Below are 19,457 nucleotides of genomic sequence, written 5' to 3' on the forward strand. Positions count from 1 at the left end.
GACACTCCCACGCGGAGCGTGGGAGTGAGCTCCGCACAAACGCGGCGCTCGTGGAGCGATCTGGCTGCGTGTATGGCGGAGAGGGAGGGATTCGAACCCTCGATAGGCTGTTAACCTATACACACTTTCCAGGCGTGCTCCTTAAGCCACTCGGACACCTCTCCGCAGGAATCGCGGTTGTGACGTGCGGGTGGGAATCGATCCCCGATCCGTCGTCTATCAGCTCGCGAGCCGCGTAGACTACAGCAAGGTCGGATCGCTTTCAAATCAACCAAAGGAGCAGTCGACAGGACCATGGCCTCTCGAAAGGATCCGGCGCGCTCGACGATGGCGGCACGTGCCGATCGTTACCGCCTTTATCAGCTCGCGGTCCAGAATCCTCGAACGGAGATCGACTTCGTCGACCGGACCTTTCGGCAACTGCGCGGGCGAAGCGCCCGCATGCTGCGCGAGGATTTCTGCGGGACGGCGGCGGTGTGCTGCGAGTGGGTGGGTCGGCGTAAACGCAATCGGGCGCTCGGCGTCGATCTGGACGCCGATGTCCTGGCATGGGGACGGCGCCATAATCTCGCGGCGCTGGACGCGGGCGCACAGGCGCGCGTCGCGCTGATCGAGGGGGATGTCCGCGCGGTCGAGACGCCCTCCCCCGATATCCTCTTGGCGATGAATTGCAGCTACTGGCTGCTCCGCGACCGCTGCCATCTGCTGCGCTACTTCGAGCGTGCGCGTGATGCCTTGGCCGTGGGCGGGATCTTTTTTCTCGACGCCTTCGGGGGTTACGACACCTTTCGCCTCTTGAGCGAGGAGCGGCGTGTGAAGGATCCGCAAGGCGGCGGCTTCACCTATATCTGGGAGCAGGCGCTGTACGAGCCCGTGACCGGCAGGCTGGTCTGTCATATTCATTTTCGGTTCGACGATGGATCGGAATGGCCACGGGCCTTCAGCTACGACTGGCGTCTGTGGACCTTGCCGGAGATCCGCGAGTTGTTGGACCAGGCCGGTTTCTCACGTGTGATGGTCTACTGGCAGGGCTGGGATGCGGACGGGAAACCGGACGGCGTCTTCGTGCCGGTGCAGAGCGGGGAGCCGGACGCCGGGTGGATCGCGTATCTGACGGCTGAGAAATAGGCGCCTTGGGGCCGCGATGACGGGATGCGCGCATCACGCAGGCCTGGACTGTACCGCGATCGGCCGCTTCGGTGTCCGGGTTTTTCGCTGACTCGAGGCGTATCAGGAGACGATGCGCAAGCGGATGTCGTCGAGATGCGCGAGGATGAAATCGGCAAGGGTCTCGGGCGCGTTCAGGGGCAGGACGACCAACGGCGGCTCGATCGCGAGCGGCACGTCGGTGGCCACGGCAATGATGCCCGGATCGCCCGGATAGAGCGGCGCTTCCCCGGTGGCCGATCGATGGACCTCGATCTTCGGATAGTCCGCATGTTTGAAACCTTCCACCAGGATCAGATCGAGCTGCTCGAGCTCGAAGCGCGAGAGCATCCGGTTGAGATCCGGATCCTCGCCCTGTACCGGATTCCGGACCTGCAACGCCCAGCGTGCCTTGGAGGCCAGCAGGGTCTGTTGCGCACCGGCCTCGCGCACCTCGTAGCTGTCCTTGCCGGGCACGTCCAGATCGAAGCGATGATGCGCGTGCTTGAGGTAGCCGACACGCAGACCACGACCGCCGAGGACGGCGACGACCTGTCGGATCAAGCTGGTCTTGCCCGACCCGCTCGGGGCGACGAAGCCGACCACGGGAATGACTGTCTCGCCCATCGGGTTGATCCTCGCTGTGCATGGCCGCGTGCAGCGCCGTTGCGCGGCGCGCCTGTTTGTTCGGTATTCTAATCGCGGCAGCGCCGCCCGCGCCTTGGACATTTCTCGAAGGCCGGCGCAGAATGTCGCGCAGAAGCGGTCGGCCCCTATCCCGGTCACGACCGACACCGCGCATCATCCGCGCGTCCCTCGCGAAACGCACCCCCTTCAGACTCAAGTCCCGAAGAAAAGACCCCGTATCCATGGCTCAATATATCTTCACAATGAACCGGGTCGGCAAGATCGTGCCGCCCAAACGCCAGATCCTNNTTCTTCCCGGGCGCCAAGATCGGCGTGCTCGGTCTGAACGGCTCGGGTAAATCGACCCTGCTCAAGATCATGGCCGGTCTCGACACCGAGATCGAGGGCGAGGCGCGTCCTCAGCCCGGCATCAAGATCGGCTTTCTCTCCCAGGAGCCCGGGCTCGATCCGACCAAGGACGTGCGCGGCAATGTCGAGGAGGCGCTCGGCCATATCACGGCGGCCTTGGCGCGGCTCGATGCGGTCTATGCAGCCTATGCGGAGCCGGATGCGGACTTCGACGCCCTGGCCAAGGAGCAGGCCGAGCTCGAGAACCTGATCGAGGCGACCGACGGACACAACCTGGAGCGCACTCTGGAGGTCGCCGCCGATGCGCTGCGTCTGCCGCCCTGGGATGCGGACGTGACCAAGCTCTCGGGCGGGGAGCGCCGCCGGGTCGCGCTCTGCCGTCTGCTGCTGTCCAAGCCGGATATGCTGCTGCTCGACGAGCCGACCAATCATCTCGACGCCGAATCGGTCGCCTGGCTCGAACGCTTCCTGCACGAGTATCCCGGCACCGTCGTGGCCGTCACCCATGACCGCTACTTCCTGGACAATGTCGCGGGCTGGATCCTGGAGCTCGACCGCGGACACGGTATCCCCTGGGAGGGCAACTATTCATCCTGGCTGGAGCAGAAGGAGCAGCGTCTGGAGCTCGAGCAGAAGCAGGAGCAGGCGCGCATCAAGTCCATGAAACACGAGCTGGAATGGGTGCGCTCCAACCCCAAAGGTCGTCACGCCAAGAGCAAGGCGCGCATGGCACGGTTCGACGAGCTGCAGTCGCAGGAATTCCAGTCACGCAACGAGACCAACGAGATCTATATCCCGCCGGGTCCGCGTCTGGGCGACCTGGTCATCGAGGCCGAGGGTCTGAAGAAGGCGTACGGCGAGAATCTGCTCTACGACAACCTCTCCTTCACACTGCCCAAGGGCGGCATCGTCGGCATCATCGGCCCGAACGGCGCGGGCAAGACCACGCTCTTCCGCATCCTCACCGGTCAGGAGACACCCGACGCCGGCAACCTGCGCATCGGCGAGACGGTTCAGATCGCCTATGTCGATCAAAGCCGCGACTCGCTCGACGACAGCAAGACCGTCTGGGAGGAGATCTCCGACGGGGCCGACAACATCGTGGTCGGTCGCTACGAGATGTCCTCGCGCGCCTATTGCAGCCGCTTCAACTTCAAGAGCACCGATCAGCAAAAACGCATCGGCGATCTCTCGGGCGGGGAGCGCAACCGGGTGCATCTGTCCAAGCTGCTCAAGAGCGGCGGCAACCTCCTGCTGCTCGACGAACCCACCAACGACCTGGATGTGGAGACACTGCGCGCGCTCGAAGAGGCACTGCTGACCTTCCCGGGCTGTGCGGTGGTGATCAGCCATGATCGCTGGTTCCTGGATCGCATCGCGACCCACATCCTGGCCTTCGAGGGCGACTCGCGTGTGACCTGGTTCGAAGGCAACTACGCCGACTATGAGGCCGACCGGCATCGCCGCTTGGGCACCGAGGCGGATCAGCCGCACCGGCTCAAATATCGCAGGCTCACCGCCTAGACGGCTGCGCGGCCGTCCGCGCCGGACCATGAGACTGCGTCTGAACCGGTTGATTCGGCATCCCCGGAGAGCCCCGCGGGTTGTTGCCGCCTCGACGCGCTCGGCGACACGGGGTTACCTGGTCGCCCTGGGCGGCAGCCTCCTGACCTTGGGCTTGGCGACCCGGGAGTATCGCGAGCGGATGTCCGCGCTCACGGCCGATTCGAGCGGACACGGCGAGCTCGGGGTCACACTGGTACCGGCACTGCTGGTTGCGACGGCAACGGCGATGATCGCGCTGTTCTTCTATCGACGTTTCCGCGTGCTCGCACGCGCGGAGCTGCGCGAGCTCGCTGATCTGGACGCGGCGGCCGAGACCTTGCGCGCGCTGCTCGGCACCGTCTCGCACGGTGTGATCCTGACCGATATCGACGGCCGAATCCGCTTGTTCAATCCGGCCGCCGAGATCCTCTTCGGACGCCTCGGCGAGGAGACCCTGGCCTTGCCGATCGAGATCCTGATCCCGGATCTGCGTCTGTCGGATGGTGTCGATGGCTCCGGGGCGAGTCCCGAACGCGGACCTCGCGTGCTCCACCTTCAGGGTGTGCGCGCGGATGATCGGCCGTTCCCGATGCGCGTGCTGACCCGTGCCTTGACGCTCGACGGCGAGGAGTTCCGACTGCTGATCGCCGAGGACATGACCGAGTCCGAGCGCAGCGAGCAACGCATGGATTTCCTCGAGCACAGCGACCCGCTGACCGGGCTTCAGAACCGACCGACCTTCGAGCGCATCCTCGATGCCGTCACGCCGCGGCGCGGCGAGGAACATCCCGCACATGCGCTCTGCTTGATCGATATCGATCGTTTCAAGGTCATCAACGATACCTTCGGCCATGCCGCCGGCAACAAGGTCTTGGAGCAGCTCGGGCACATCGTCAAGACCGAGTTGGCGGCCGCAACCGCCTTGGCGCGCTTGAGCGGAGACGAGATCGTCGCTCTCTTCGTCGGTGATGCGGCAACCCGCTCGAAGGATCTCTGCGAAGACCTGATGCGTGCGACCCGCAATCTTCCCTTCACCTGGCAGGAGCGTTCGTTCGACATCACACTGAGCATCGGCCTCGTCGTGTTCGACCCGGTCACGACCAAGGCCATCGATGCGCTCGGACAGGCCGATATCGCGTGCGGTGTCGCCAAGGATAAAGGCCGGAATCGCCTGCACATCTACAGCCATCGCGATGCCGAGAGCATCCGTCACCGCGGTGATCTCGCCCTCGTCCCCGCCATCGGCAGCGCGCTGAGCGAGGGGCGATTCAGAGTCATGGCCCAGCCCATCCAACCGCTCCAGGTCAGCGATGGGCCGATGCATTACGAGATCCTGGCTCGGATGCAGGACGAGAAGGGCAATGCCGTCGTGCCGGACACCTTCATCGAAGCGGCCGAGCGTCATATCCTGATGCCGGCAATCGACCGCTGGATCATCACGCACGTCTTTTCGCGTCAGTCCGAGCAACTTGCCGCCTGGCACAAAGCGGTTCCGGATCGCTTCATGCTCGCGATCAATCTGTCCGGGACCACGCTGATGGACGACGGCTTCACCGCGTATCTCAAACGTCAGTTCGCCGAGTACGCGGTCCCCTACTCCAGCATCTGCTTTGAAATCACCGAGACGGCCGCCGTGGCGGATCTGCACCGCGCACGGACCTTTATGCTGGAGATGCGTGCACTCGGAACCTCATTCGCGGTCGACGATTTCGGAACGGGTTTCGCCTCCTATGCCTATCTGAAGCTCCTGCCGGTGGACTATCTCAAGATCGACGGAAGCTTCGTGCGCAATCTGGAGACCGACCCCGTCGATCGCGCGCTCGTCTCATCCATCAACCAGATCGGACATGTGTTGGGCATGCAGACGATCGCCGAATGGGCCGAGACCCCTGAGCTGGTCGAGCGACTGCGCACGATGGGCGTGGACTATGCCCAAGGCTTCGCAGTCGGACGACCCTTGCGCCTGGAGGATCTTCGGCTGGATCGCGCCTTGAGACAGGATGCATCCGTGCCGGCTGCGGCGGATGTCCCGGGTCGATCGGTCGCGCTTTAAACCGCGCCCGGCGCGGCATGCGATGTTTTTGGATGGGATCGGCCCCGGCAGACTTGACAACCGCTCGAGCCGGCGCGGTTTAAGACAGGACGAAGAGCGAGATGGGTGCCAAGAAACGACTACTCCAACGCGCAGAGACCCTTTTGGAGCGTCTCGAGGTGCTGCTGCCCGGCGGCGCCGAGTCCCCGGACTGGACCGCCCACGCCTTTCGGTGGCGCCGCCGCGGCGATCGCGGTTGGCTGCAGGCGGTGCCCGCTCCGCATCGGATCGGCCTCGAGGATCTGCTCTGTCTGGATCGGCAAAAGGCCGAGATCGAGCGCAACACCGCGGCGTTCCTCGCTGGTCGCGGGGCCAACAACGTCCTGCTGTGGGGCTCGCGCGGGACCGGCAAATCATCCCTGATCAAGGCGGTCTTCAATGCGATGCGCGAGCGCGGACTGCGTCTGATCGAGATCGACAAGGACGATCTGATTCAGCTCCCCGAGATCCTGGAGCTGATTCGCGACCGCCCCGAGCGCTTCATCCTCTTCTGCGACGACCTCTCCTTCGATGCCGGCGAATCCGGCTACAAGGCGCTGAAGGCCGCCTTGGACGGCTCGATCACGGCAACACCGGAGAACCTGCTCATCTACGCCACCTCCAACCGCCGTCATCTGCTGCCCGAGCTTCAGTCGGAGAACCGGGAGGCCCGTATCGTCGACGGCGAGCTGCACCAGGGTGAATCGGTCGAGGAGAAGATCTCGCTCTCGGATCGATTCGGTCTCTGGGTCGCCTTTCACCCCTTCAGTCAGGCCCAATACCTCGCCCTTGTTCACCACTGGCTTGCCCGTCTCGCCACGACACCCGAATCGGCGGCCTCCGAGACCGACACATCCGCGCGGCGCGAAGCGCTCGAGCGTGCCGCGCTCCAATGGGCCCTGCGTCGCGGCTCGCGCAGCGGTCGCACGGCCTGGCAGTTCGCGCGCGATTGGTCCGGGCGGGTTTGATCGGGGCGCGGATCTGCGCGACCCGTTTTGCTATCCTTCGCGTGCGCGAGGATCCACACACCCCGAGCCGCACCCGATACCGCGTTGCGAAACGACTGACCTCCCGAGGAATCAGCATGTCCGGTACAACCCACTCAAGGCGATCGGCATGGGTGCTCGCCTCGATCGTTCTCGCTCTCGCCATTGCTGCCGGTCTCCTGATGGACCTGAGGCCGGGAACGGACACGGCGGTACTCTCGGCGTCGTCCGAAGAGACCCGCGAGAGCGCCGATATCGCCGTCGCGAGCCCGCTCGAGACACCTCCTGCACCGATCGACACAGACGCGTATGAAGCGGCCGTCGAGGCACGGCTGACTGAATTGCGGCAGAAGATCCAGCGGCTGGAAGAAGACGTTGCGACCCTGCAGGAGCAACGCAAGCGGATCGACGATGAGCTCGTCCGGCTGGCGGATCGCAGCACTCGCGAGCCTGTGTCGGCAACGACCTCGCCCCCGCCCGTCGAAGCGGCGCCGGCGGTGGATCGTGCCGGATTGGACGAGTCACTCGGGCAGCTTGGTGCACTTGCGAGCGAACGCGGTCATGTGATCGCGCTCGGTGAATCCGAGCTCTCGTTCAAGGTGGGCCGGGCGGAATTCGCCTCCGTGACACCGGGTGTCCTCGACGAGATCGCCGAGGTGCTCAAGCGCTACGAGCACATGCGCGCACGGATCGAGGGACACTCCGACAGCAAGGGAAACACGCGTCAGAACCAACAGCTGACTCGAGACCGAGCCCGATTGGTTCGCGATGTCTTCACCGAGGCGGGTATCGATCCCGAGCGCATTCAGGCCGAGGGCTTGGGCGGAATCCGTCCGATCACGGACAATCGGACGATCGCGGCGCGTGAGCGCAATCGTCGGATCGAGATCTATCTGATCGAGCCATAAGGCCGAGGCCGGGTCGGTTCGGACGAGCGCTCGGCGCAGATCGGCGATCAGCTCCTCGGAAGAGGGCGATTGCGGGCAACGCGATCCGCTCGACCAGCCTCACGAAGCACCTCGAACACCCCCGCCGTCGAGCCTTCATCTGTATCGGAGCAGCACGTTGGACATGCCCAAAGCCCGCATCACTCCTCGGGCCTCCAAGCCATCCCCCGGTCCGGCTCCCGAGCCGAATCCCGAGCGCGCGCCCAAGCAGGCACTGTTCGAGCATCTGGCGCTGATCGCCCGCGGTCTGGGCAGCGCCGCTCGCCTGGAGCTGCTGGATTTACTCGCGCAGTGCGAGCGCAACGTCGAGGATCTGGCACGGGCCGCAGGTCTCTCGATCGCCAACACATCCAAGCATCTGCAGCAGCTCAAGGGCGCGGGTCTCGTGACCCCGCGACGCGACGGCAAACACATCTACTACGCACTGGCCGACGAGCGTGTGCTCGATGCGCTCGCCACGCTGCGTCTGCTCGCCGAGACCCATCAAGAGGCCGTCGCCGAGCTGATCGCGAGCTACCTCAAGCAGCGCGATGCACTGGAGCCGATCCCGGCGGACGAGCTGCTGGCGCGCGTCCGCGACGGGCTGGTGACGGTGATCGATGTGCGCCCTCCGCAGGAGTATGCCCAAGGGCATCTGGTGGGTGCACTGAACGTCCCGCTCGATCAGCTCGAGAGCCGACTCGGCGAGTTGCCGCAAGAGCGCGAGGTGGTCGCCTACTGCCGGGGTCCCTGGTGCGTCCTGTCCTTCGAGGCCGTGGCGCGCCTGCGCGAAGCGGGGTTTCAGGCAAGACGACTGCAGGACGGTCTGCCCGAGTGGCGAAGGGCCGGATTGCCGGTCGACGCCTGAGTGCCCGGTGCCGGCTCTTCGCCATCGTCCCCGTGCTCGGGCCGGGCTGACGCCAACCCGGGCCCGAGCGACCCTTGATCAGCCTCGCTACAGATCGAAGCGGTCGGCCGTCATCACCTTGGTCCATGCGGCGACGAAGTCTCGGACAAACGCCTCGTCTCCGTCCGCGGACGCATAGACCTCGGCGACGGCACGCAGCTCGGCGTTCGACCCGAAGATCAGGTCCACCGGCGTGGCCGTCCATTTCAGCTCGCCGCTTGCACGGTCGCGTCCTTCGTAGAGTCCGTCGACGTCCGCCGCCGGCGACCAGACGGTGTTCATGTCGAGCAGGTTGACGAAGAAGTCATTGGTCAGCGGGCCGGGGCGTGCGGTGAGCACGCCATGACGCAAGCCGCGGCTGTTGGCACCCAAGGCGCGCATCCCGCCGACCAGCACCGTCATCTCGGGAACGCTCAGCCCCAGCAGGTCTGCACGGTCCACCAGCAGCTCGGTCGGCGACAGGCGGTTGCCCTCCGCAAAGTAGTTGCGGAAACCGTCGGCGGTCGGCTCGAGGACGGCGAAAGACTCCACATCGGTCTGTTCTTGGGTGGCGTCCGTGCGTCCGGGCGTGAAGGGGACCGCCACGTCATAGCCGGCATCCTTGGCCGCCAGCTCGATCGCCGCGGCACCGCCCAGGACGATCAGGTCGGCCAGCGAGACCTGCTTGCCGTCGGATGCGCCCGTGTTGAAGGTCCTCTGGATGTCCTCCAGGATCTGCAGCGCGCTCGCCAGGCTTGTCGGATCATTCACCGGCCAGTCTTTCTGCGGCGCCAGGCGGATGCGTGCGCCATCGGCACCGCCACGCATGTCGCTTGCGCGGAAGGTGGATGCCGACGCCCAGGCGGTGCGCACCAGCTCACCGGTGGTCAGACCGGAACTCAGGATGCGCGTCTTGAGCTCGGCGATGTCGTTGTCGTCGATCAGCGCATGGTCCACGGCGGGCACCGGGTCTTGCCAGAGCATCACCGCTTCGGGCACCTCGTCGCCGAGATACAGTGCGCGGGGCCCCATGTCGCGATGCGTCAGTTTGAACCAGGCCTTGGCGAATGCGAGCTCGAATTCCTGCGGGTTCTCCAGGAAGCGCTTGGAGATCTCGCGATAGGTGGGGTCGAGCTTCAGCGCCAGGTCGGTCGTGAACATGATCGGCGCGTGGCTGACGCCCGCAACGTGGGCGTCGGGGACCGTGCCGGCGGCCGCTCCGTCCTTGGGTCTCCACTGAATGGCGCCGGCCGGGCTGCGGGTCTGCTCCCAGTCGTAGTTGAACAGGTTGCTCAGATACAGCATGGTCCAGCGCGTCGGCGCGGCGGTCCAGGCACCTTCCAGACCGCTGCCGATGGTGTCCTCGGCGTTGCCCTTGCCGCAGCGGTTGGCCCAGCCCAAGCCTTGTTGCTCGAGCGGCGCGGCAGCAGGCTCGGCGCCGACACACTCATCCGGCTTGCCCGCGCCGTGAGTCTTGCCGAAAGTGTGACCACCGGCGATCAGGGCGACGGTTTCCTCGTCGTTCATCGCCATGCGGCCGAATGACTCACGGATCTGCTCGGCGGCCGCGAGCGGATCGGGATTGCCGCCCGGGCCTTCCGGATTCACATAGATCAGGCCCATCTGCGTGGCGGCGAGTGGGTTCTCCAGCTTGCCGTCTGCGTCGTAGCGCTCGCGCCCGAGCATGTCCGCCTCCGGACCCCAGTAGACCAGATCGGGCTCCCAGTCGTCCGCCCGGCCGCCGGCGAAGCCGAAGGTCTTGAATCCCATATCCTCCATCGCGACGGTCCCGGCGAGCACCAGTAGATCGGCCCAGGAGATGTTGCGGCCGTACTTCTGTTTGATCGGCCAGAGCAGACGCCGCGCCTTGTCGAGGTTGACGTTGTCGGGCCAGCTGTTGAGCGGGTCGAAGCGCTGCTGGCCGCCACCGGCGCCGCCGCGCCCGTCCGCCACCCGGTAGGTACCGGCACTGTGCCAGGCCATGCGGATGAACAAGGGACCATAGTGGCCGTAATCGGCGGGCCACCAGTCTTGGGACGTGGTCATCAACGTCTTGAGGTCCGCCTTGACTGCAGCGAGGTCGAGACTCGCGAAGGCCGCTGCGTAATCGAAATCCGCTCCGTAGGGATTGGACGCCGGGTTGTGGTCGCGCAGGGGCTGCAGATCGAGCTGGTCGGGCCACCAGAAACTGTTTGGCTTCGCCTTGCCGACCTCCATCGCAGTCTCTGCGGCTGCGGGGGTGGTCAGGAGGGCAGCGAGGACGGCCGCCGGGATCGCCTTCATGAGCATGGAAATCAACTCCTCGTCTAGTGTGAGTGTGACCGGGGCGTGCAACATCCGTTGTCGTCCTGCACCGGTCTTCGCGCTTCGGTCCTGGCCGAGCGTCGTCGCGCAAAACCGCACTGACTCTGCGTTGAGAGGGGGGTGCGCACGCTGAAGGTAGGCCAACGCATGGCGATGCGCAAACAGAGAGTATCGGTTGGATCGATTGGTGTCGACGATCACCGACTTGGCCGCGCCGGCTCCGACGAGTGTCGGAGCCGGCGCGGTTTAATTGAGCATCTGACCCGATGCCGCCGGATCCGGATCACCTCGCGCATGCTCGGCGAAGGCCTGCACCAGATCCGAGAGCTGCCGATCGCCGTACCGAACCAGGGTACGGATGAGCTGGCGCCGACGAGTGATGCGGGTGCGCGCATCAATGAGCTCGAGATAAGCGAGCCGGGCCGCCCGATCGTCGCGCAGCTCGGGCGAGGGGTCGACGGCATCGTCGGGCCACAGCACCGATGTCGTCGAGTCGTCGACCGACACGGCGCGACCCATGTCGGTTTGCTTTCGCTGTTGCGCGAATCGATCGACCTCCACCAATCGGGTCAGAGCATCGGCGAGTGCTCCCGGCGGATCGGCAAGATGGCGGTGTAGCCCGTGCAGGAGTGCCGTCTCGCGGGCGGAATGCACCAGGATCGCGCCACTGCGCGCGATGACGGCGAACAGTGTTTCGAGCAGCTCGGATCGCGGGTCGAGTCCGCGTGTATCCAGAAATCCGAACTGCTCGGTCAGGCCGCTCTCGGACTCGACATGGCAATTCCACTGGTACGGCATGAGCTCGGTGTGTGGCGACCCGGCCGGCGCAGGCGTCGCGACGTCCAGAAAGCCGATCCGCAGGTAGTGGCGCGGGAAGGCGGTATCACGCAGTGAAGCAGGTTTGGGGGGCTGGCGAACAGTCATGATCCTGGAGACTCCGGTCCGTTGTTCGGGGATGGCGCGCTCGCCGCGATCCGAGGTGTTTCCTCTCCGCAGGCTGCGCGTGGGACCTAGAGTGCACCCATGACGCGACAGGTCTTGTCGTATGCCGGTTGTGAAGGCGAGTCCGGGTGGCGAGAACGGATCGACTGGCTCGGAGTATTCGCGTTGTCGGTTCCTTAAACCTACGGGTAACGGCGACTGCGGCGAGCGCGCTTGTACAGGAGGTATCCGTAGATGAGCCCGTTTCCGAGCACGAGCGCGAGACCGAGCATGAGCTGGGTCAAGCGGGTCAGGCCGGGAGGGTAGATCAAAGGCATGATGTAATGGTCGATGAAACCGCCGCTGTAGCCGCCCTCGCCTGCTGCGAGTCGCCATTGGACCTCGAGGGGCGTGAGCGGACAGATGAAGCCGCCGAGCTCGATGAGGATTCCCCAGAGCAGACACGGCAGATGCAGATAAGCCACCGCCGGCCAGCGCAACGCCAAGAAGCCGCCGAGGGCGACGCAGGCGATGAAGAGTGCGTGCAGCAGGACGAGACCGTCGGCGACGAGGCTCGGGTTCATGCCACCACGGCTCGCTCGACGCTCACGGGCTTGACGGCCAGGGGGCGGACGCCGATGTGCCGATCGCTCAATGCCGCCAGAGGAGCTGATCGACGTATCGCTTCACGAGACGGTGCCCGGGGGTGTCGATCGTCGTGAACTCGAGGTTGGTGCGGTGCAATCCCTCGCTCGGCTGGGTTCGCAGGACCCGCGCATAGACCTCGGTCGCCGGATCGGCACCGAACTCGGGTGCGAAGGTCAGGATGACCTCCGAATAGGGCGGCAGGATCAGGGGTAGATCGGCGTTCATCCCGTAATAGCTCAGATCGTTTGCCTTGCCCATGAAGCGTTGCGATTGGATGCACTTGGACTCGACTCGACGTAAGACGATCGGAAAGTCAACCGGAACGCGCGGCGAGCGACGGATCTCGATCCGCGGAACCACCAGTCGCTCCGGCCCTTTGACGGCGAGCAGCTCGTAGAGTGTGATCTCGCGTGCCTTGCCCTTCACGAAAACCGAGTTCGCACTGCCGATATCGATATAGTCGCGCGCGGACGCATAGCTGGCATCGCTGAGCAACACCTGCCCCCGCAGGCTGTAGCCCTCCATCCGGGCCGTCAGATTGACCGTGTCGCCGATCACGGTGTACTCGTTGTAGACCCGCGAGCCGAAGCTGCCGGCCATCACGCTGCCGCTGTTGACGGCGATACCGGCATAGATGCTGGGCTCTGCGATCAGTTGGCTTTCGCGGTTGAGCCCGAGCATCGCCTGCTGCATCTCGACCGCACAGCAAAGCGCGCGCTTGAGGTGATCGTCGCGACGCACAGGCGCGCCGAAGATCGCCATCACGGCGTCGCCCATGAATTTGTCGACGACGCCACCGTGACGGTGGACGAGCTCCACCATCCGCGCGAAATACCGATTGAGCAGGCTGATGATGGTTTGAACGGGTTGGGATTCGGTCAGTGCCGTGAAGCCGCGAATATCGGCGATCAGGACGGTCGCCTCGACCTCTTCGATCGGCTGAGATTCGAGCAAAAAGGCATCGAGCAGCGGATTGAGCCGCTCGGTCATCGCCTCCTGTTGTCGGTTCGCTGCCTCGGTGTCGTAGACCTGTTGCGCCAGGCCGGAGATACCCGCAACCAACGACTGTCTGTCTCTGTGCTGCATGGGACAAGACTGCCTCTAGATCCCCGTCGACAAGCATAGGGTACAAATTAGACAACGGCGGAGCGTAAAAAGCCCTGCGGCAATCGGAATTGATTGACGTTTTTCATGGGATACAGGTTGCGGGCGGAGCAAGCTGCTGCTTCTTCGGGGACGTCTCGCAGCGTCCTCGTCATGCCATGCACCGACAGGAGACACCCCCGGATGGATCGTTTCACCCGTATCTACAGTATCGCAATCGGCGTCGTCGTCATCGGCGCCCTGGCCGTTTGGATCGCCTCGGCCTGGAAGCCGCAGGTTTGGGAGCTCGATCAAGTCCTCGAAGCAGATCCGCTGGTGTCCTCCTACCCCTATCGCTTCCGGGTGGTCTCGTTCGAGAACGGGGTCGCGACCATCTCCACACCGCGCTCGTTCGATGTACCGGCCTATCGCTTCCTCGCCATCATCCACCCGAATCTGACCAACAAGGCGGACAATGATCCGCAAGTGATCGCCGCCCAACAGGATCTGATCGATCATCAAAAGCGTGCCCAAGGTTTGATTCTGGCACAACCCCGGGTCGACTCAGTGGAATGGCAGCTCGATACTCAGTGGCTCGCGGCGCGCGGAATCACCGTCTCGCCCACGCCTTAGCTCACGCCGTCTCTCCCGAGCCGGCCCGGTCTCACCCGCACCCGGGCCAAGCGGCGGGCCGCGCTGTCGGCGCGGCGTTTCCGGCGCGTGCCTGCCTCTTTCGGCCGATGGGCGTATCCGTCGCGAGCCGCTATACTCTCGGCCTCGCAGTCAGTTGGGCCGTTGTGGGTCCTTCTGGATGGAGCGGAGCCGCAGGGGAGTCGATCCCGGATTCGGGTCGTCGAGCCTCGGTGTCCCTTCGGAAGTCGACCCTTCAGTCTGGAGCACCCGATGCACGGCAATATCTCCGAGCAAGATCCCACTGTCGCAAGCGTCGGCGGAAACCGCCGCCGGGTTTACAACCTGTTGGGCTGGCTCTGCTTCGGATTGGGTTTTTTGGGGATGGTGCTGCCGCTGATGCCGACCACGGTGTTCTGGATCTGTGCGACCTGGCTGTGGCTGCGCAGCTCGCCCAAGCGGGTGCGCTTCCTGGTCGAGCACCCGCGTTTCGGCGCATCGATTCGAGTGTTTCTCGAGCGCGGCGAGATGTGCCGGACCGGCAAGACGGCGGCCATCGGCAGCATGGCGATCAGCTGGTCGGTCTGGTACGGACTCGCCACACCGGGGCCCGTGCTGGCGATGTCGGTGGCGGCTATTCTGGGCCTGGTGGCACTGTGGATCGGAACACGTCCGGAGGGTTCCAAACCGCAAACGCAGGCTCTGGTGACCTTGGACCTCAACGCCTTCTCGCGCGCGCCGAATTCAGCGAAATCGCCTCGAGACCCGCCGAGCTGAGCCGCGTAGGATCGGTCGAGCGCAGCAACATTCATCCGCCCCACGCGACGCCCGAGCAAGCCCGGGGTCTCTGCACAAACGCACGAGTGTCAAGCGCAGCGCAGTCCACCGGCGCCGACGCAGGGCGCGGTGGACCTCTCTCGCGCTCGTCCATCGTATGGACCGGTCGGTCAAGCCCAGGTATCGATTGCCCGGTCTCAATCGTAAATCAGCTCGGACCAACGTCCATCGTCGATCATCTTCTTCTTGATCGCCTTCCAGTCTTCGGACGAGCCCACACGCTCCGCCATCACCTTGTCGAAGACAGCTGCGATCTTGCCCAGTCCCGAGATGAAGACATGCGTCGTGGGCTCCTTGATGAGGTGCAAGGCCTCGTCGGCATTGTCGGAAAGACCGCGCTCCAATGCCTGCGAGGACGACATCAAGGGACGCGTGCCGAGCGCTCTGAATGCCTTGAATGTCTTGTCGTCGTAATAGTTGGCGAGATCGCTGGTCTCGTCGTTGGTATACATGAGATCCAGACCGCTGCGGCCGCCGTAATACAGGCGAACCTGCCCCTTCCAATCGCCGCGCCGTTCGTAGATCAGTTGAGCGAAGGCGCGGAACGGGGCAATGCCTGTCCCGGTGCCGATCATGAGTAGATTGGCGCGGTTGTCCAACGGCATCCTGAATGGACTGAGATAGGGGCCGGTGATGGTCAAGGGTGCACCCGGCTTTGCATCGCAAAGATAGTTCGAGGCGATACCCGGATAGCGCTCCCCACTGACCTCGTCGATATAGAAGCAGCGACGGACCAGAAGATCGAGTGCAATACCCGAGTCGAGCGGGATCGTGCGCGCGTTGGCGATCGAATAGCGCCGCACATGGTATGGATTACCGAAGGGATGCGGTCCCGGCACCACCACGCCGATGCTTTGGCCTTCGACGAATTGAAAAGCCGGATCGACCACCTGCAGGGTGATATGGCGGACCTCGTCCGAGTTCTCGGGTGTGATTCGCCTGGAATCCTTGATGAATGCCTGAGTCGTCGGACCCAAATCGGCCGGGGCTTCACTCATGGTTTACGCGCTCCTTATACTCTAGCGGGCTCCACCGGAGCCGAGACGAAATGACTGTGATGATTCGGCGTCGCACGCGCGACGACGAAGCTGACAAAACCCTCTTTCGGGCCCTTTCTGAATCGGTGAGGCGGCGCCCGATCAGCGTCGCTCGCAGCTTCCGCTGCCGCAGGAGCACCCGCCGTCGTTGCGGCGAAAGGGCCCGAGTTCAGGATGACGGGCGGCGAAGGCGGCATAGAGGCGCTCCACCATGACCCAGGCCGCGAGCACCAGAAAGATGATCAGCGAGGCCAAGAGCACCTTAACCATGCGAGCCTCCGAGCCCCGCGAAGCCCATGAAGGCGAGCGACAGAAGCCCCGCCAGCATGAGGCTCATGGCCGCGCCCTGGCTGACGCTCGGCACGCGGGCAAGCTCGAGCTTCTCGCGTAGCCCGGCCATCAACATCAAGGCCAGCATGAAGCCGCCGCCCGCGCCCAGTGCATAGACCAGGCTCTGCACGAAGTCGTATTCCTTCGCGGTTTGAAACAGTGCAAGGCCGAGAATGGCGCAGTTGGTCGTGATCAGCGGCAAGAAGATGCCGAGCGAGCGAAAGAGCGCCGGGCTGTAGCGCTTGACCAGCATCTCCACGAGCTGCACGGCCGAGGCGATGACGGCGATGTAGCAGATCAGCCGAAGGAACAGCAGATCCAATTCAGTCAGCAGCCAATTGATGCCGTAGGCGCTGACCGAGCTCACCAGCATCACGAAGATGACCGCGAGACCCATATTCCAGGCGGTCTCCTTCTTCGCCGAGACGCCGAGGAAGGGACAGATGCCCAGGAAGAGCGCCAACACGAAGTTGTTGACGACAGCGGCGTTCAGAAAGATCAGATAGAGCGATTCATCCTGCATTGGCGGCGACCCCGGAGCCTTGCATGACCTTGCGCTCTTTGCGCAAACGCAGCCAGTTGAAGAGCAGCAGCCAAGCCCCGAGCACGAAGAAACCGCCCGGCGGCAGGACCATGATCACCCAGGGTTGAAAGCCCTCGCCGAAGAGCGGAACGCCGAAGAGAGTTCCGTTGCCGAGGATCTCGCGTACGGTGCCGAGCGACAGCAGTGCCAGGGTGAAGCCGGCGCCCATGCCGAGACTGTTGATCAAGGTGGTGTGCAGGCGCTGCTTGGAGGCATAGGCCTCGGCCCGTCCGAGGATGACGCAATTGACCACGATGAGCTGGATGAAGGCACCGAGCGCAGCGTAGAGCTCGAGGCTGATCGCCTGGATCCCGTAGTCGACGACGGTCACGAAGGTCGCGATGATGATGATATAGCTCGCAATCCGCACCTGCTTGGGGATCCAGTTGCGCAGCAGGGACACCAGCACGCCCGAGCCGACCAGCACGAAGGTGGTGGCCAAGCCCATGCCGAGTGCGTTGATGGAGGTATTGGTCACCGCCAGCACCGGACACATGCCGAGCAACATCACGAAGACCGGGTTCTCCTTCCACAGTCCACGAATGAAGGTGTCCGCGGTGAGCGTCTCTTGCGGATTCAGAGCGAGCGTGGGCGGGGGGACACTCGCGCTCCGATTGGGCGATTCAGCCATGCGAAAAGCTCCGCGTTAGTTTGGTTGCGACAGGGTCGCCAGATCGCGCTGGATAGCGGGAACGGCCCGTTCAGCGGCCTGGTTCGCCGCCCTGCCCATCGCGCGCGAGGAGATGGTCGCGCCGGTGATGGCGTCGATCTGCCAGGGTTCGGTCTTGGTCCCGTGCTTCACGGTCACGATCGGGTTCGCAAGCGCCGTACCCTCGGTGTTGAGCCCGGCATCGAGCGCCTCGAAATTCCTCAGGAACTCGGGGTCGCTGTCGAGCTTGTCGCCGAATCCGGGCGTCTCGTTGGATTTCAGCACCTTGCTGCCGACGATGCATCGGCACTCGGGATCATAGGCAAACATCACCTGCACCGGGCCGGCATAGCCTGCGCCCACACCGATGAAGGCCAGACCCTTGAGCCGCTCCTCGGCATCGTAGGCCGCATAGAGCGGGTCGCCGCTCACACCCGGCTCAGCCGGCACCAGCCGACCCTCGGCCGTGACCAGGAAATCGTGCTTGGCGACCGCCCCGGGCAGAACCCGAAAGACCGCCTTTTCGGTCAGGATGCGTTGCTTCTCGGCGATGATCGGCTGGGTGTAGTGCTCCACGAGGACCACCAGCAGACCCGAGATCATGGCGATACCGCCGAGCGTGCGGAGCATGGCCCAAGAGGGCGTGGCTGCGGGTTGAACCGGCGTCTGAGGTTGAACGTGCGCGTCGTTGCTCATTCGCTCACTCCCCCCGGCCCTTTCCGACCGCTCCGTAGACCCGAGGTTGGGTCCAGCTCATGATCAAGGGTCCAAGCGCATTGGCCAGCAGGATCGCATACATGATGCCTTCGACCAGCCCGCCGAACAGTCGGATAACGACCGTCAAGGATCCGATAAAGAGCCCGTAGACGATGACGCCGCTGGTGGTGACCGGCGAGGCCACCATGTCGCTCGCCATGAACCAGGCCCCGAGCATGAGTCCGCCCGAGAAGAGCACGAACCAGGGACTCGGATAGAGGCTGGCGTCCATCAGCCAAAAAGGCAGAGTCGTGAGTGCCGCGCCGGCCATCACGGCGGCCGGGATGCGCCAGTCCAGCATGCGTTTGGAGGCGAGCCAGAGCCCGCAGATCAGGATCAGTGCAGCGGAGGTCTCTCCGGCCGAGCCGGCGATCATTCCGGTGAAGACATCGGTCACCGGCAGCTCGATGTGCTGGAACTTCTGCAGAGCGAGCGGTGTGGCACCGGTCCAGGCATCGAGCTGCAGACCCGCAATCCAATCCTTCACCGGGATCGGCTGCATGAAGGGCAGCGTGAAGGTCGAGGGGATGACCTCGGTGAAGCGACCCGGCGCGAACGCAGGCGTCCAGGTCGTGATCGCCACCGGGAAGGCGGCCTGCACGAAGGCGCGTCCGACCAGGGCCGGATTCATGACGTTGTAGCCGAGACCGCCGAAGAGTGCCTTGCCCAAGGCCACGCCGATGAAGGCCGCGACCGCGGCCATCCACAGCGGAAAGCCCGGAGGCAGCGTCAGCGCAAGCAGGATGCCGGTGATGACGACGGACCAGTCCGAGACGGTGTTGCCCCGCCCGCTTGTGCGTGCGAAAAACCACTCGGTCGCGATCGCAACACCCGTCGTGGTCAGGAGCAGGAGCAGCGCGCTCAGCCCGAACTGAAAGACCGAGAAGGCACAGATCGGCAAGAGCGCAAAGACCACATTGCGCATGATGCGGTCGACGCTGATCGCCCGCTTCAGATGCGGTGAGGTTCTGATTTCGATCGGTTTAGGCATGGCGGGTGGTCCTTGGGAGTGCCTCCAGCCTCCAGCCTCCAGCCTCCGGCAAGTCTTGCCCGGCGTTAACGGCAAGTGCTCCGGCAAAATCGCACTGCGGCGGGCAAACAGCGCGATGCCGGGGGAGTCCCG

At 64.4% G+C, this 19,457-nt stretch carries 18 protein-coding genes, 1 tRNA gene and 1 pseudogene; 8 read left to right on the forward strand and 12 right to left on the reverse strand.

From position 1 onward, the window contains the following. Nucleotides 1–73: 73 nt before the first annotated feature. Nucleotides 74–164 (reverse strand) — tRNA-Ser (locus B4N44_RS17210). A 130-nt stretch (nucleotides 165–294) separates the two neighbouring features. On the opposite strand from B4N44_RS17210, the gene B4N44_RS17215 reads away from it, so the two are divergent. Then, on the forward strand, nucleotides 295–1,128 hold the full coding sequence (locus tag B4N44_RS17215; RefSeq protein WP_296703458.1) for a class I SAM-dependent methyltransferase: 834 nt from the start codon (nucleotides 295–297) through the stop codon (nucleotides 1,126–1,128). Between the two features lie 102 nt (nucleotides 1,129–1,230). Here B4N44_RS17215 and mobB read toward each other — a convergent pair whose 3' ends face one another. Beyond that, entirely contained in the window at nucleotides 1,231–1,782 is a 552-nt protein-coding gene (gene mobB / locus B4N44_RS17220) for a molybdopterin-guanine dinucleotide biosynthesis protein B (protein WP_296703504.1), read from the reverse strand. Nucleotides 1,783–2,015: 233 nt separating this feature from the next. Here mobB and ettA point away from each other — a divergent pair. The 5 genes and pseudogenes from ettA (at nucleotide 2,016) to B4N44_RS17245 (ending at nucleotide 8,538) form a co-directional block, all read left to right on the forward strand. Continuing rightward, nucleotides 2,016–3,666, forward strand: a pseudogene (ettA, locus tag B4N44_RS17225) (energy-dependent translational throttle protein EttA). Nucleotides 3,667–3,694: 28 nt separating this feature from the next. Continuing rightward, a complete protein-coding gene (locus tag B4N44_RS17230) occupies nucleotides 3,695–5,740 on the forward strand; it encodes a putative bifunctional diguanylate cyclase/phosphodiesterase (RefSeq protein ID WP_296703460.1) in 2,046 nt (681 codons plus the stop codon). A gap of 101 nt (nucleotides 5,741–5,841) precedes the next feature. Beyond that, complete coding sequence (locus tag B4N44_RS17235) at nucleotides 5,842–6,726, forward strand: ATP-binding protein (protein ID WP_296703462.1); 885 nt, start codon at nucleotides 5,842–5,844, stop codon at nucleotides 6,724–6,726. A gap of 116 nt (nucleotides 6,727–6,842) precedes the next feature. After that, complete coding sequence (locus B4N44_RS17240; RefSeq protein ID WP_296703466.1) at nucleotides 6,843–7,652, forward strand: OmpA family protein; 810 nt, start codon at nucleotides 6,843–6,845, stop codon at nucleotides 7,650–7,652. A 163-nt stretch (nucleotides 7,653–7,815) separates the two neighbouring features. Then, nucleotides 7,816–8,538: an ArsR/SmtB family transcription factor gene (locus tag B4N44_RS17245; protein ID WP_296703469.1), complete on the forward strand. Its 723-nt coding sequence runs from the start codon at nucleotides 7,816–7,818 to the stop codon at nucleotides 8,536–8,538. Between the two features lie 87 nt (nucleotides 8,539–8,625). Here B4N44_RS17245 and katG read toward each other — a convergent pair whose 3' ends face one another. The 4 genes from katG to B4N44_RS17265 all read right to left on the reverse strand — a co-directional run bounded on the left by katG (nucleotide 8,626) and on the right by B4N44_RS17265 (nucleotide 13,515). Continuing rightward, nucleotides 8,626–10,845, reverse strand: coding sequence for a catalase/peroxidase HPI (gene katG / locus B4N44_RS17250; RefSeq protein ID WP_296703506.1), 2,220 nt, complete (start codon nucleotides 10,843–10,845; stop codon nucleotides 8,626–8,628). A gap of 261 nt (nucleotides 10,846–11,106) precedes the next feature. Beyond that, nucleotides 11,107–11,784: a DUF2779 domain-containing protein gene (locus tag B4N44_RS17255; RefSeq protein WP_296703472.1), complete on the reverse strand. Its 678-nt coding sequence runs from the start codon at nucleotides 11,782–11,784 to the stop codon at nucleotides 11,107–11,109. A 200-nt stretch (nucleotides 11,785–11,984) separates the two neighbouring features. Further along, nucleotides 11,985–12,365 carry a DUF2784 domain-containing protein gene (locus B4N44_RS17260; protein WP_296703475.1) on the reverse strand — a complete coding sequence of 127 codons (381 nt, stop codon included), beginning with the start codon at nucleotides 12,363–12,365 and terminating at the stop codon, nucleotides 11,985–11,987. 67 nt (nucleotides 12,366–12,432) lie between these two features. Further along, nucleotides 12,433–13,515 (reverse strand): adenylate/guanylate cyclase domain-containing protein, encoded by a 1,083-nt coding sequence (locus B4N44_RS17265; protein ID WP_296703477.1) that lies wholly within the window; start codon nucleotides 13,513–13,515, stop codon nucleotides 12,433–12,435. Nucleotides 13,516–13,716: 201 nt separating this feature from the next. Here B4N44_RS17265 and B4N44_RS17270 point away from each other — a divergent pair, with 201 nt between their 5' ends. Continuing rightward, the gene (locus B4N44_RS17270; RefSeq protein ID WP_296703480.1) at nucleotides 13,717–14,145 is read left to right on the forward strand and encodes a hypothetical protein; all 429 of its coding nucleotides are present in this window, start codon (nucleotides 13,717–13,719) and stop codon (nucleotides 14,143–14,145) included. A 270-nt stretch (nucleotides 14,146–14,415) separates the two neighbouring features. Beyond that, the gene (locus B4N44_RS17275; protein WP_296703482.1) at nucleotides 14,416–14,919 is read left to right on the forward strand and encodes a YbaN family protein; all 504 of its coding nucleotides are present in this window, start codon (nucleotides 14,416–14,418) and stop codon (nucleotides 14,917–14,919) included. A gap of 197 nt (nucleotides 14,920–15,116) precedes the next feature. On the opposite strand, the gene B4N44_RS17280 is transcribed toward B4N44_RS17275, so the two are convergent. The 6 genes from B4N44_RS17280 to B4N44_RS17305 all read right to left on the reverse strand — a co-directional run bounded on the left by B4N44_RS17280 (nucleotide 15,117) and on the right by B4N44_RS17305 (nucleotide 19,325). Further along, a complete protein-coding gene (locus tag B4N44_RS17280; RefSeq protein WP_296703484.1) occupies nucleotides 15,117–15,977 on the reverse strand; it encodes an oxidoreductase in 861 nt (286 codons plus the stop codon). 141 nt (nucleotides 15,978–16,118) lie between these two features. Beyond that, complete coding sequence (locus B4N44_RS17285) at nucleotides 16,119–16,286, reverse strand: hypothetical protein (RefSeq protein WP_296703487.1); 168 nt, start codon at nucleotides 16,284–16,286, stop codon at nucleotides 16,119–16,121. Further along, complete coding sequence (locus tag B4N44_RS17290; RefSeq protein WP_093033699.1) at nucleotides 16,279–16,869, reverse strand: electron transport complex protein RnfA; 591 nt, start codon at nucleotides 16,867–16,869, stop codon at nucleotides 16,279–16,281. Before B4N44_RS17290 ends, B4N44_RS17285 begins: the two co-directional genes overlap by 8 nt. Continuing rightward, nucleotides 16,859–17,560 carry an electron transport complex subunit RsxE gene (gene rsxE, locus B4N44_RS17295; protein WP_296703491.1) on the reverse strand — a complete coding sequence of 234 codons (702 nt, stop codon included), beginning with the start codon at nucleotides 17,558–17,560 and terminating at the stop codon, nucleotides 16,859–16,861. The genes B4N44_RS17290 and rsxE overlap by 11 nt, the downstream gene beginning before the upstream one ends. Nucleotides 17,561–17,575: 15 nt before the next feature. After that, nucleotides 17,576–18,274, reverse strand: coding sequence for an FMN-binding protein (locus B4N44_RS17300; protein WP_296703494.1), 699 nt, complete (start codon nucleotides 18,272–18,274; stop codon nucleotides 17,576–17,578). 4 nt (nucleotides 18,275–18,278) lie between these two features. Next, nucleotides 18,279–19,325: an RnfABCDGE type electron transport complex subunit D gene (locus tag B4N44_RS17305; RefSeq protein WP_296703497.1), complete on the reverse strand. Its 1,047-nt coding sequence runs from the start codon at nucleotides 19,323–19,325 to the stop codon at nucleotides 18,279–18,281. Nucleotides 19,326–19,457: the final 132 nt, after the last annotated feature.

It is taken from the genome of Thiocapsa sp. UBA6158 (assembly GCF_002423035.1).
GTDB lineage: Bacteria > Pseudomonadota > Gammaproteobacteria > Chromatiales > Chromatiaceae > Thiocapsa.

Excerpts from the sequence above, each read along its gene's own strand:
- B4N44_RS17305 (WP_296703497.1), bottom strand. The coding sequence starts at position 19,325 with ATGCCTAAACCGATCGAAATCAGAACCTCACCGCATCTGAAGCGGGCG.
- B4N44_RS17285 (WP_296703487.1), bottom strand. The coding sequence starts at position 16,286 with ATGGTTAAGGTGCTCTTGGCCTCGCTGATCATCTTTCTGGTGCTCGCG.
- B4N44_RS17280 (WP_296703484.1), bottom strand. The coding sequence starts at position 15,977 with ATGAGTGAAGCCCCGGCCGATTTGGGTCCGACGACTCAGGCATTCATC.
- B4N44_RS17245 (WP_296703469.1), top strand. The coding sequence starts at position 7,816 with ATGCCCAAAGCCCGCATCACTCCTCGGGCCTCCAAGCCATCCCCCGGT.
- B4N44_RS17300 (WP_296703494.1), bottom strand. The coding sequence starts at position 18,274 with ATGAGCAACGACGCGCACGTTCAACCTCAGACGCCGGTTCAACCCGCA.
- B4N44_RS17290 (WP_093033699.1), bottom strand. The coding sequence starts at position 16,869 with ATGCAGGATGAATCGCTCTATCTGATCTTTCTGAACGCCGCTGTCGTC.
- B4N44_RS17230 (WP_296703460.1), top strand. The coding sequence starts at position 3,695 with ATGAGACTGCGTCTGAACCGGTTGATTCGGCATCCCCGGAGAGCCCCG.
- rsxE (WP_296703491.1), bottom strand. The coding sequence starts at position 17,560 with ATGGCTGAATCGCCCAATCGGAGCGCGAGTGTCCCCCCGCCCACGCTC.
- B4N44_RS17275 (WP_296703482.1), top strand. The coding sequence starts at position 14,416 with ATGCACGGCAATATCTCCGAGCAAGATCCCACTGTCGCAAGCGTCGGC.
- B4N44_RS17215 (WP_296703458.1), top strand. The coding sequence starts at position 295 with ATGGCCTCTCGAAAGGATCCGGCGCGCTCGACGATGGCGGCACGTGCC.
- B4N44_RS17265 (WP_296703477.1), bottom strand. The coding sequence starts at position 13,515 with ATGCAGCACAGAGACAGACAGTCGTTGGTTGCGGGTATCTCCGGCCTG.
- B4N44_RS17240 (WP_296703466.1), top strand. The coding sequence starts at position 6,843 with ATGTCCGGTACAACCCACTCAAGGCGATCGGCATGGGTGCTCGCCTCG.
- B4N44_RS17260 (WP_296703475.1), bottom strand. The coding sequence starts at position 12,365 with ATGAACCCGAGCCTCGTCGCCGACGGTCTCGTCCTGCTGCACGCACTC.
- B4N44_RS17235 (WP_296703462.1), top strand. The coding sequence starts at position 5,842 with ATGGGTGCCAAGAAACGACTACTCCAACGCGCAGAGACCCTTTTGGAG.
- B4N44_RS17255 (WP_296703472.1), bottom strand. The coding sequence starts at position 11,784 with ATGACTGTTCGCCAGCCCCCCAAACCTGCTTCACTGCGTGATACCGCC.
- B4N44_RS17270 (WP_296703480.1), top strand. The coding sequence starts at position 13,717 with ATGGATCGTTTCACCCGTATCTACAGTATCGCAATCGGCGTCGTCGTC.
- katG (WP_296703506.1), bottom strand. The coding sequence starts at position 10,845 with ATGCTCATGAAGGCGATCCCGGCGGCCGTCCTCGCTGCCCTCCTGACC.